At 41.1% G+C, this 12,385-nt stretch carries 10 protein-coding genes; 6 read left to right on the top strand and 4 right to left on the bottom strand.

Translation table 11 applies throughout. The annotated features are described in order from the left end of the window. Positions 1 to 67: 67 nt before the first annotated feature. From AC04MN_RS03695 to AC04MN_RS03705, 3 genes are all read left to right on the top strand, one after another. Positions 68 to 733 (top strand): hypothetical protein, encoded by a 666-nt coding sequence (locus AC04MN_RS03695; RefSeq protein WP_475381841.1) that lies wholly within the window; start codon positions 68 to 70, stop codon positions 731 to 733. Between the two features lie 78 nt (positions 734 to 811). After that, on the top strand, positions 812 to 2,668 hold the full coding sequence (locus AC04MN_RS03700) for a hypothetical protein (RefSeq protein ID WP_475381842.1): 1,857 nt from the start codon (positions 812 to 814) through the stop codon (positions 2,666 to 2,668). A gap of 64 nt (positions 2,669 to 2,732) precedes the next feature. Continuing rightward, on the top strand, positions 2,733 to 4,592 hold the full coding sequence (locus AC04MN_RS03705; RefSeq protein ID WP_475381843.1) for a DUF5050 domain-containing protein: 1,860 nt from the start codon (positions 2,733 to 2,735) through the stop codon (positions 4,590 to 4,592). Between the two features lie 104 nt (positions 4,593 to 4,696). On the opposite strand, the gene AC04MN_RS03710 is transcribed toward AC04MN_RS03705, so the two are convergent. The 3 genes from AC04MN_RS03710 to AC04MN_RS03720 form a co-directional block, all read right to left on the bottom strand. After that, the gene (locus AC04MN_RS03710) at positions 4,697 to 5,077 is read right to left on the bottom strand and encodes a hypothetical protein (RefSeq protein WP_475381844.1); all 381 of its coding nucleotides are present in this window, start codon (positions 5,075 to 5,077) and stop codon (positions 4,697 to 4,699) included. Between the two features lie 414 nt (positions 5,078 to 5,491). Beyond that, positions 5,492 to 6,463, bottom strand: a complete 972-nt coding sequence (locus AC04MN_RS03715) for a GDP-mannose 4,6-dehydratase (protein WP_475381845.1) — start codon at positions 6,461 to 6,463, stop codon at positions 5,492 to 5,494. A 25-nt stretch (positions 6,464 to 6,488) separates the two neighbouring features. Beyond that, a complete protein-coding gene (locus AC04MN_RS03720; protein ID WP_475381846.1) occupies positions 6,489 to 7,748 on the bottom strand; it encodes a nucleotide sugar dehydrogenase in 1,260 nt (419 codons plus the stop codon). 757 nt (positions 7,749 to 8,505) lie between these two features. Between AC04MN_RS03720 and AC04MN_RS03725 the strand changes: the two genes are divergently transcribed. The 3 genes from AC04MN_RS03725 to AC04MN_RS03735 are packed head-to-tail and all read left to right on the top strand — an operon-like array spanning position 8,506 to position 11,445. Continuing rightward, the gene (locus AC04MN_RS03725) at positions 8,506 to 9,228 is read left to right on the top strand and encodes a hypothetical protein (RefSeq protein WP_475381847.1); all 723 of its coding nucleotides are present in this window, start codon (positions 8,506 to 8,508) and stop codon (positions 9,226 to 9,228) included. A gap of 29 nt (positions 9,229 to 9,257) precedes the next feature. Continuing rightward, positions 9,258 to 10,334 (top strand): glycosyltransferase family 4 protein, encoded by a 1,077-nt coding sequence (locus AC04MN_RS03730; protein ID WP_475381848.1) that lies wholly within the window; start codon positions 9,258 to 9,260, stop codon positions 10,332 to 10,334. Continuing rightward, positions 10,306 to 11,445 carry a glycosyltransferase family 4 protein gene (locus AC04MN_RS03735; RefSeq protein ID WP_475381849.1) on the top strand — a complete coding sequence of 380 codons (1,140 nt, stop codon included), beginning with the start codon at positions 10,306 to 10,308 and terminating at the stop codon, positions 11,443 to 11,445. The genes AC04MN_RS03730 and AC04MN_RS03735 overlap by 29 nt, the downstream gene beginning before the upstream one ends. A 193-nt stretch (positions 11,446 to 11,638) precedes the next feature. On the opposite strand, the gene AC04MN_RS03740 is transcribed toward AC04MN_RS03735, so the two are convergent. Beyond that, positions 11,639 to 12,346 (bottom strand): class I SAM-dependent methyltransferase, encoded by a 708-nt coding sequence (locus AC04MN_RS03740; RefSeq protein ID WP_475381850.1) that lies wholly within the window; start codon positions 12,344 to 12,346, stop codon positions 11,639 to 11,641. Positions 12,347 to 12,385: the final 39 nt, after the last annotated feature.

The raw sequence follows: 12,385 nt of genomic DNA on the forward strand, positions 1-12,385 counted from the left end.
TTGCTATTTACTAAGAAAAGCATTTGGTATAACAACTTAGAACTCATACATTGGTCTGGGGACTCGGATGAAACAGCACGCACTTCTTTTCACAACTAGTCTAATTCTACTGACTCCGTTTAGCATGGCGACTTCCAATCTTGCTAAATCTGAAGCTCGACTTACCAGCCGAGAGCCCGCAAGCAACCGGATTTTCAAGCCCTCATTTATCGAAGCCGCGACCTGCGCTGCCAGACCAGAATTCGTGAGTTCATTAACTAAGGAATCTCAGATTAAGGATCTAAACAGCCTTCCCAAGAACCTGATTTTAGTCGCAAAAGATGCTGAATACTATGTAGAAGGACTCTCTGAAAAAAACCTACGTATTCATAGTTTTCAATCCTTTGCGGGTCAACGTAAGGCCGCTGAAGTTCTATGTGGAAGCGCCACAGCTCAGAGCGCTGGGCTGCGGCTGCAGATGTCTGCACCAACAATTATCGACTTCACTCCAAGCCAAAAAATTGGGAACAGCCTTTGGAGTTTTCAACTGCAAACCAGCCAAAATCAAGTCTCTGCATGGAATAGAAAAAGCCCCGTTATCGCCAATAAGTTCGACAAACTTTTTGAAAATGGAACCGATGTCAGAGTCTTTCAATTAAGCCATGACGAGTTCGAAATCGTCATTTCGAAAAAAGAAGACGGCATTCTTAAGGCCGTTAGCATCCGCTACGATGCGATTTCAAACTTCAGGTAGGAAAAATCTTTATACTTCAAAAGTCTAGATTATCGATGTCTCATTTAAGAACAGCCTTAAATAGCCGATAATTTAGGCATGACGACAAAACACCAGGTTTTACGCAAGAATCAAACACTTAACAAGAGTTCAAATTTTTATTCAGCGCTTGATCAACTGAATGGACTGCATCCGTGGATGGATAAAGTTCCTGAAGGTTATGTCCCCTACAAAGTGCGTGAACTGGGAAAAGGGCAAATTGCTTACTTTAATTTTGTTCTAGCAAAAGAGATGGGCTTGATTCCTCAAGATCATTCTCATACCTTAAATCCCCAGCTTGTCGACAAACTAATCTCTACCTTCTCGATCCAAATTATTAACGAGTACGATGAACTTTCAAAAAAACGCTTAGACCCTCAAACAATCAAACCTAACGCCTACATGGCAACTCGCTACTTGCAGCTTCAACACAGTAACAAACAAGGCAAAACATCTGGTGACGGCCGTGGCATTTGGAACGGGGTTGTTCAGCATAAAGGTATAACCTGGGATGTTTCCAGTCGAGGCACCGGAGTGACGTCGTTAGCACCAGGAGCCGTACAAGCCAACCGTCCACTTAAAACAGGCGGAACAGAGTTTGGATATGGCTGTGGCCTGGCAGAAATCGATGAATTGGTGGGCGCATCAATTCTTGCCGAAATTATGCATCTTCAAGGCTACGAAACAGAACGTATGCTTTGTGTAATTGATCATGGCAATGGCTACGGTATCGGAGTTCGAGCAGCTCAAAACCTGATTCGACCAGCCCATCTGTTTTTATATCTAAAGCAAGAACGCTATTACGATCTTAAGTCGTCAGTCGATTACCTCATTGAGCGACAAGTAAACAATAAGAAATGGAATATCAATCTACGTAGCCCCCAAAAATACGATCAGTTGCTTAAAGAAATCAGCTTTGCATTTGCTAAGTTCTCGGCCCGCCTAGAGATGGACTATGTTTTTGCATGGCTTGACTGGGATGGAGACAACGTTTTAGCTGACGCCGGAATTATCGACTATGGCTCTGTTCGACAATTCGGTATTCGACACGATAAATATCGATATGACGACGTAGAAAGATTTTCTACAAATCTTAATGAACAAAAAGGCAAAGCTCGCCTTATCGTTCAGGTCTTTGCTCAAGCCGTTGACTATCTAAAAACCAAAGATAAAAAGCCTCTTAAAAATTTCGCAAAACACAGCGTCTTAAACGAGTTCGATCATCATTTCGAACGAGAAAGAGTTCAACGTCTTCTATATCGAGCCGGCTTCAACCAAGAACAGCGCCAAATCTTAACTCAAAAGCATCGTCGCCTAGTGGCGAGCTTCGATAAAGAATACTCTTGGTTTGAAAAGGCCAAGGTTTCTGGGCACCAAGAAAAAGTCGCAGATGGAGTCAACCATCCGGCACTTTTCAATATGCGAACCGCGTTGACTATCCTTCCACAAATTATATTGAATGACATTTCTACCCGCGATTTCTTTTCGAAAATAAAATCGGGTTTTGCTAAGTCTCGGGATCAAAAGATGAGCGAGACGCAAAGCCAGCACCTTACAAAGCTTTTTAACTCGTATAGAGCTTTAGCCAAAGCGTGTTTAAGTGTGAATACAAAACAAAATACACTTCATCGAGAAATCGCGGCCATTAAAGAACGCACCGAACGGCTCAATACCGATCATCGCATCACGGGTAATGCGCTAATCGAAATTGTCGACGAGGTTTTAACTGAACGCCGCAAAGGACTGCCCTTTGATCAAATTCAAAAGATTGTCGACAGGTTCGTGCTAGAACACCGTGGCCTTCCCGAAGTCGAACTTAGCCGTTTTTACCGTCAGCCTTTGCCAACTCCGGTGGTTCAGCCCGACTTGATGGCTCGGTTGCTCAACTTAATTTCAGTGCATAAGGAAGACATCTAATCCCCTGTCTCAATTTGGGAAAACGTATAAAGATATTCTAGTTTTGTTCCGATAATCCAATATAATGGGAACACGAAAAGCGCGTTTATTACTATCCTTTGCTTTACTTGCAATGCTGACAGCTTGCAGCTTGGATGCATCCCTCTTAAATGAACTAGATGCGGCATCAGGATCTTCCAGTGGGTTTAGCTTAAAGCCCAATTCATCTATTATCTTCACGGAAGTCTCTGCAACTTCAGAGACCTGGACTTACGATAACGTCTATCTTTCAAATCCCGCTGCGGCTTCTTCATATTCAACTGCTGCGGCCGTTTCGATTGGCTCTGTGAATCTACTATCGGCTCCGACTGTCACCAGCAATGTTCAAGCCTTTATTCGCCCTCCTGGAGTTTCAATTGCCAACAACCCTTCGGACGAAGCCCCTTATCCTTCGTCGTTCATCTCTGATAATATTTTGCTGGTCAAAGATAGCACAGGCAATGGCAGCATCAAATCTGCGCGCAGTTGCCAATTGGCGCCAGCTCTCCCTGGAGTCAATTGTGGTGATGACTCTGTTTCAATTCCTCGCAACCAACTGACTTCAGGTATACTTTCAATTTCTTTATCTGGTGGGCAGATCGACCTGAATATGAAAAAATACTTCTTTTCGAAAGTCGAATTTACTAACGGGGCTACTTGGGGACGGCTTGCAAATCCAGAGCACGATAACGGTGGAGTCGACATCACTGATCAAGCAGTCTTAGCGTTAAGTACAGCAAGCGGCGGGATGGGGTGCCGGCTAAATGGCACTACTTGCAAAGAAATTATGTATAGTAGTTCAGGCTACGATGGCTTCTTTGCTGGCCCTATTGTCGCTGGGAAAAGATACTTTAAAGCATATAAACCAGGAACCTCTAATACCACTCTTTATATTGCAGACATCGATTACTCTAATGCGAAACGTATTGCTGCAACGAACTCCTCGGGTAATGACATTAGCCCTTATTTCAATTTTAATTCGATTGAATTCAAATCCAAAGTCTACTTTACGCTAAATATAGGAAACTATAATAAAGATAAGCTATTTAGAATGAACCCGGACGGATCGAGCGTAGAGCAAGTGACTAACTTTGTTCCAGGTGATGCCGATGGTATTTCAAATTTAATTGTCTTTAATGGCAAACTTTTGTTTTCCGCTCGTGCGAGCTCGGCCTCTGCAGATCAGGCAAAATTATTTGTTCTTGATTCCAATAACGACGGAACGGGTCTCACGATCAGTCGGCTCCCCTCGTTAAGCACAAGTTCTGATATAGGTGGAGTTTTCGATATCGATGGTCAGCTTTATATTAGCGGCCAAACGACAACTCAAGGAATTGGACTTTATAAAGTCAGCTCTGATTTTTTAAATTGGGAAAAAATAGTTGATCTTGAATATACTTATTCAATCGAATTTTTTAAAGAAGGCGGACTGTGGTTTGCCGGAATGAAAGAAAACTTTGCTGACGATATGTCATCTTACTTTTTATTCAATCCTGCGAATCAGAAATTCACGTTGATGATTGACCTAAACAGTGACGGGACAACTTACAATATTGGTCCTCAGGCTTTTGTCGTCAATAGTGGTCGCATTTACTTTGTTGGAGCGGGCGAAATGGAATCAGGTTTATTCTCGACAAATCTGAGCGGCGCTGATTTGAAAGTTCATACCTCGGGCTTAGCTGTTGGAGGTAAGTTAACTTTGATTGGCGATAGAATATTTTTTACAGGAGACACCGGGTCCGATGCAAACATCTACTCGCTGGATCCGGCCACAGGTACAGATATCATTCAACACACCGACATGGGATCAATGGGGGGAACCCTGAACAACATGTACCGTATTGATGCCAACACACTTTTCTTTATCGGGTTTGACGGATTTTACACTTTGAGATACCAACCATAAGCTTTTCGCCTGACGGCTACTGTCTAGCGGTGCCCGCTTTTCGCCTGGCGGCTGCTGTCTAGCGGTGCCCGCTTTTCGCCTGACGGCTACTGTCTATTACCTCCCTAGAGTTTGCTAAAAAAATTAAACACTCTAATGAGGTAAGGCAATGCAGCGGAAACGGCAAAAAGAAAACCCATCAACAAGCCTAACATTTTTATAACATTTATAAAATCCAAAGCTGGACGATCCTTGATTAAAACTGCTAATTCCTTAATTTGCAAACTTAGACCTTCAATTTGTATTTGAACTTGATCAAACCTATTATCGACTTCTTTAAACCGATTATCGACTTCTTTAAATCGATTATCTATTTCTTTAAACCGATTATCTATTTCTTTAAATTGAGCATTCACTTCACGAAATTGATTTTGAACTTCCTTGAAGCTACTGTTCATATCCCTAAAGCCACTGGCCACGTCAACTTGCTTTGCCAAATCGCTCATGATCACCTCTTTCAAAAGTTGTGTTTGAACTTCGGCTTGCTTTCGAGTAAACCCCGCATCGACGAGTCTATTAGAGTGTACCAGTGTATCCATATATCCTTTCGCTTTAACTAATTGAATACTTGGATATTCAGCTATAATACCATCTTCTAATATGAATTAGGCTTCCCTAATTTACTTGTGCAATCCGAATTCCATATTCTGATCGGCAAGTACTGAAAAGAGTTGAAACTAAAAATGATTAAAATTCTCATCATTTACTGTTCAAAGTAACAAAATTCACCGCCATCGCGGCGGTAAGCAATGAACCACTAGAAATATACGATACCTAGCGCTTCGTAACTTTCTCCGGCTCACCAATCGAATGGAATGCAGATCAATCTGAATCCTTTTGATAGAGTTCTCTGTAAAAATTTACAACTTCACATTTTTTAGCCATTCGGCATTGTCTAAATGCCACTTCACGGTGCGCTCAAGGCCCTCTTCAAAGCTGACGATTGGCTTCCAGCCCAGAAGGCGTTCTGCTTTACTAATATCAGCCCACGTTTCTAGTAGGTCTGCCTTATGAAAGGCTTTATTGTCACAAACCGCTGGCTTACCAACGTATTTTGCGATGCCATCTATAACTCGGTTCAATGAAATTGGATTGCGTCCACCGCCTAGATTGATAATTTCATAACCAATCTCTTTGGCTGCAGCAATAGTCCCACGCGCAATATCTTCAACATAAGTAAAGTCCCGAGATTGCGCCCCATCTCCAAAGACCTCAAGTTTTTGCTCGTTCATCACCCATTGAGTGAATCTGAAGATGGACATATCAGGACGACCACAAGGACCAAATACAGTGAAGTACCGAACAATCGAAACATCAATGCCATATAGGTAATGGTACGAATAAGCCATCAGCTCTGCGGCCTTTTTCGAGGCGGCATACGGTGAGATCGGCACATTGACAGCAAGGTCTTCAGTGAATGGCATCTTCTGGCCAGCATACAAAGAAGATGTTGAAGCCAGGATGAATTTTTTAACCCCAGTACGTCGCATTTGCTCTAAAAGATTTAAAGAGCCGTTAGCGTTTGTAGTCATGTAGATATGGGGATTTTCCATGGAGTATCGAACTCCCGCTCGCGCGGCAAGATTAAATACAACGTCAAACTTGTGTGAATCAAAAAGACTCGTCAAAGCACTTTGATTTTCGATATCCAATTGATGAAATTGAAAGCCTTTTTTTCCATTCAATTGCTTTAGACGATAATCTTTCAACTGAACATCGTAATAGTCGTTCATATTATCAATACCAACAACCTCAACCCCATCAGCTAATAAAAATTCACATACCTTGGACGCAATAAAACCGGCAGCGCCAGTTACCAAAACTTTTTTCATTGAAAATCCTTATCGTCTGACGTCTTTACAATCGGGCATCTACTAGATTTTTGGGTAACAAACCTTTAACATCATAAATAACCATGCGACTGCGATCCATTTCAACCCACGGAAGCTCCAAAAATTCTTTATGCGCAACTGCCAAGATAACAGAATCGTATCCAGCCATATTTCGCAAGACGCGAGCGTCGGCAAGTTCAAACCCGTATTCATGCACAACTTCATCTGAAATTGCATGAGGATCATAAACATCCACAGAAATTCCAAATTCTTTTAACTCGCGCACCACATCTATCACCTTAGAGTTTCGAACATCTGGGCAATTTTCTTTAAAAGTCATTCCTAAAACAAGAACTCGTGCACCATGAACATTCAGACCTTTACGAATCATTCTCTTCACTACTTGGTTCGCGACATGTACACCCATATTGTCATTAATACGTCGGCCGGCCAAAATTACTTCAGGATGATAGCCAAGCTGCTCAGCCTTGTGAGTAAGATAGTACGGATCGACTCCGATACAGTGCCCTCCTACCAAACCGGGGAAGAATTTCAAAAAATTCCATTTGGTTCCAGCAGCATCCAAGACTTCCCGGGTATCCAAACCCATGCGCTCAAAGATCAATGCCAACTCGTTAACAAAAGCAATATTAATATCCCTCTGTGAGTTCTCGATGACTTTCGCAGCCTCAGCAACCTTAATCGATGACGCTCGATAAATACCCGCTTCTATTACAGAACTGTAAATATTACTAATTACATCAAGAGATTCAGGCGTCGAACCACTGACAATCTTTAAAATCTTCGTCACAGTACGTTCTTTGTCCCCAGGATTGATGCGCTCGGGCGAATAGCCACAAAAAAAGTCAACGTTGAACTTTAAACCACTACCTTTTTCTAACAAAGGCACACAGACTTCCTCAGTGCAGCCAGGATAGACCGTGGACTCATAGACAACGATATCGCCTCGTTTAAGAACCTTAGCAATTGACTCTGAAGCCTTGATCAAAGGGGTCAAATCAGGTTGGCGAGATTCGTTGACAGGAGTTGGCACAGTAATAATATGAAAATCGCAATCTCTAAGTCGGCTTAAGTCACTCGTATAGACCACTTTTGCTTCATTAAGCTCCGAAGGCGTCAACTCGAGAGTCCGATCAACACCGGACTCGAGCTCTTGAATTCTTAAATTTGAAATGTCAAAGCCAATAACATTTAATTTATGTGACATGGCTGCTGCCAAAGGCAACCCAACATAACCCAACCCTACTACCGAAATTTTTCGCATATACACATTCTTTCAATACAAACTTGTTACCGTAGGTAAAAATAAAGTAATGATAATAGAAAAGTCGATCAAATTAAATGGTGACGCACAACGGTCGAAATAAACACTTGCTTGCCATCAAAAATCAGAAATAGCCTACTTCACGATGAATATTTTGCGAGCTAATATACAATACAAAGTACTATTTGTTTTTTTCTGTCTCCCATTGACCTTGGGGGCCATTACTCAGCTCGCTATTTCATTTCTACTCCCGGAGTTTAACACCATGGGCCTATTGAACAATAGGGATTGGATTGAGTTTCACCATTCAGCAACCCTTGCTTCAAAGTCTGCAACAAGTTTTTTGAGTATTTTTGACGGCATGATATTTAATGGAACTTCGGTCTTAATTAAAATACTGACAGCGATTTACTATATTTTTGGACCCTATCCTTTTTTTTTCCTAATTGTAAATGCTGGACTTATAGCAATAGCTTCGCTTGCCATTTTCAAGACCGGACGACTACATGGGTTAACAGAGACGCAAGCCATATTTCCACCAATGTTCTACGCTCTCCTCCCGTCTCATGCAATACTATACAGTCAAATCCACAAAGACACATTCACGGTACTAAGCATCTGCTTACTTCAAGCTGTCATACTTCAAATTCTGTTACTAAAGAAAACGTCCATTGTGAAAATAGCTACAGCCTGTTTATTTGGCATCACCTCCGCTGGAATACTTGCCCTTTTAATCAGGCCTTACTATCTAAAAATAATGCTAGTCACTCTATTAGGATCTGGGGTTCTGTTGGCATTGATGAAAACAGCTGAAAAATTGATTAAAATGGGCTTGATTCTGACCGCCATTGCGGTTTTATACGGATTAGCGCAGACCCCCACCACTAACAATTTATTTTACGAAGGACAGCCGCAACCTTCTATCGACACCCCAGCCACCTTAAGCTGGACCAAAACAAAATACATGCCGGAGCCAATTGAACGCATTGGATTTAAAATATCTGAGATTAGAAAGGGGTTTAGCGAGTGCTGTCCGGACGCAAATTCAAATATTGACACAACTATTCAATTCCAATCGATCTCAAGCATTGTAAAGTACATTCCAAGAGCTGTACAGATATCACTCTGGGGCCCATTCCTGCGAACAGAAGTTAAAAATCCGCTTAGATACAACAAAATGTCCCAAATCGAATCGTTGGTAGCAAAAATTGAGTCCATCATACTAACAGCATGCTTAATATTTCTAGTTTATTGCGCCTCGATACACTACGATTTGCGAATCTTATGCAGCATCACACTTCTGACTTTTACCATTGGCACAACGATCCAAGCATTGGCAATAGTAAACTTAGGAACGCTGTACAGAATGAAAATGTCATTTTCATATTTTATCTACGCAGCATCTCTGATTTTTGTCTTTTGTATTCATAACAAGCGACGAAATGCAAAAAACATAAAAATTAAAACTGAACTCGACTAATTAGAAAAGTATAGGATACAATGCTCACTATGTTTGAAAGTTTTCTACTGCCTTTCATTTTAAGCTTTTTCATTGTCGTCAATGCAATACCGGTTATTATCAAAGTCGCAGACCTTAAACACCTAATGGACGAACCCGACGAGGATCGCAAATTCCACAAGGTTCGCACCCCGACACTGGGAGGTATTGGCATTTTTTCCGGACTGATCATTGGCTATTCGGTCGCCTATGACATTAACGGTTTCACCGATCTGCGCTTTATCATACCATCCCTCGTGATACTATTTTTAGCAGGCGTCAAAGACGACATACTCATTCTGACCGCCAAGAAAAAGCTTGCGCTGCAATTCGCCGCAGCCCTTATCGTCTCGGCCATTGGGAATCTACGTCTGAATAACTTCTGGGGTATAATGGGCATTAACGAAGTCTCTCCGATTATCGGAACCATCGTCTCTGCATTGATCATCGTGACTATGATTAATGCCTTTAATCTAATTGATGGAATCAATGGACTTGCTGGCAGCTTGGGTGCCGTCTCGTCGCTTTGTTTTGCAATTTGGTTCCAACTAAATGACCTTAATAGCCACGCAATACTAGGTTTTTCATTAGCAGGCGCCTTGCTCGGCTTTCTTATTTTCAACTTCTACAACGCCAAAATCTTTATGGGTGATACTGGCTCTATGATCATCGGGTTTGTGGTAGCTATTTTAGCGATTCGCTTTGTTGAGTTTAATCGAACAATTCCAAATTTAACTCACCACATTGTAAATGCACCTGCGGTGGGTTTAGCCGTCATTTCAATCCCACTTTTTGACTTAATACGAGTTTCCCTAATTCGCCTATCTAATAAAAAATCTCCGTTCACTCCAGATCGCTCTCATATTCATCACTTTTTTGTCGATCGTGGCTTTGACCACGTTACCACAACAATTACTCTGGTTATTACAAATCTTAGCTGCATCTTGATCGCTATTCCACTTGCCAATATGAGATCTGCTTGGACTTCCTTAGTTGTTTTTGCCTATCTTGCAATTTTAATGGCAGCAGCTAAATACACATGCATCAGAAAGCGCCTAAATGTCAAAACGCGTTATTCTCTTCAATAATTCCTCACACTCGTTCAAGGCTCATCGCTTCGGCCTTTACAAGCATTTAGTAGCAAAAGGTTATGACGTTCATATTTTGCTGCCCGAGTTCGAAAGCCTAGCAGGTCTTGACATTGCTCCACACATTTTACACAAAGTTCGGTTGTCCCGGAAAGGCTTAAACCCAATTAACGAACTCTTGTCCATATTATCGATCGCCAAAAAAGTTTTTGAAATACAGCCGCAATACTTCCATAGCTTTACAATAAAACCGGTCATCTACACCTCTCTAATCGCAAAGTTTTTCAAAAAGATCACTTTCATAAACAGTATTACAGGCCTTGGATATACCTTTACTAATTCATCACTTAAGGCAACACTAATTAGGCAAATAGTAAAGACTTTGTATAAAGTCGCCATTACCGGAAGCAATATACGCACGATCTTTCAGAATAAAGATGATCTAGATCTATTTTTGAAACTCAAGATAATTGACCGCAACGTAGATAAATTTACTGTGATTTCCGGTTCAGGCATCGATACGAAAATTTTTAAAAGGAAGACTCCAACAGAAAAAAAAACATCGGAAGTTTTTCGTTTTTTATTCTGCGCTCGTCTTATTAAAGACAAAGGAATTGAGGAACTTTTAGCTGCGTCAAAAAAAATAACATCCAACTACAATTTTGTTATAGATATTGTCGGCGATATCGATCCAGACAACCCAGCAAGCCTGTCGACAATAGACATTGCCCAATACAAAAAATCCCATCCTCGATGTATTTTTTGGGGGCACCAAAACGATATTACTCGATTTCTTGAAACCGCATCATGCGCCATACTACCATCTTACAGAGAAGGTGTTCCAATGTTTCTACTTGAGTCCCTATCAATGGAACTACCTATTATAACAACGAACGTGCCTGGCTGCCGAGAATGCATATCGGATTCTAATAATGGCTTTATCTGCGAACCACGAAATGTGGATAGCCTAGCGACCGCCATAAAAGAAATTCTAACTTGCAATGCTAAAACTCTAATTTTATATGGCAATAACTCTCGGGATCTTGCAATCAATAAGTACGATTCAAAATTAATATTAAATGCAATTGAACATTTTTATGGCGCATCATGAAGTTCAGTTATTATTTACTAATCTACCCCCGCCCCCCCCAAAAAAAATTTGAGGAAAGATCAGAGCAGACCACAAAATAGACTTCCAATTTGTTACAGACACTCATTCCGGACCATATGTCTGCATACTGCCTCAATCTCCTCGAAGCACAATTGGCAGACTTATAAAGTTGGTTCGTTCTAATTGAGGTTGATCAACTTTTTTTCATCGGGATACAAATAAGCACTCGAGAGCTCCCACCCAACAGATATGAAATTGCAAGCCGTAGACCTATCGGAACCCTTAAACCAAATGTTCGCACGCCAGTATAAAAAAGTGGAACCGTAAAACTATTTTGTACAGTCCAGTGATGCTTGCCAAAGAAAGAATTCCAATTTGCGAAATAGTACACTTGAGTGAGTAAATTCCAACGATTACCCAGCCCCGCCTTAAGCGGATTCAGTCTTTTCAGTGCAGCACCTTGCTTATTTTTTATTTTCTTAATTATCTCAATTGGCAACGCAAAATTTGTCCATACTCGCCATGAAAATGTAGGCACAACAAAAATGACCAGCCCATCACCTTTTAAAATTCGGCGGATTTCAGAAAAATATAAGTCTATATTTTCTACATGAAGCAAAACATGAGATGAAAAGATAATGTCAACAGAACTACTCTCAAGTGGCAATGTTTTCCCATCGTATTTTTCAACAAGCACCTCACCAACTTCATCAAATTTTTCAAACAAATCGAAGCTTCGTAAATTAGCGCTCGGAAGAAGCCTTTTCATAACCTCAATTTGCTCGCCGTTACCACCGCCAATTTCTACAATATTTACGTTAACACGCTTGAACGCGTTTATTTTTTTAACTATATGACCCAATTCAAATTTTCTTACACCGTATAAGTATGAATCCTTCATATCTTCTCCAATAGATTTATGACAGCCTTAGCTTCATTG

The sequence above is a fragment of the Bdellovibrio sp. ZFWA1 genome (assembly GCF_056175665.1).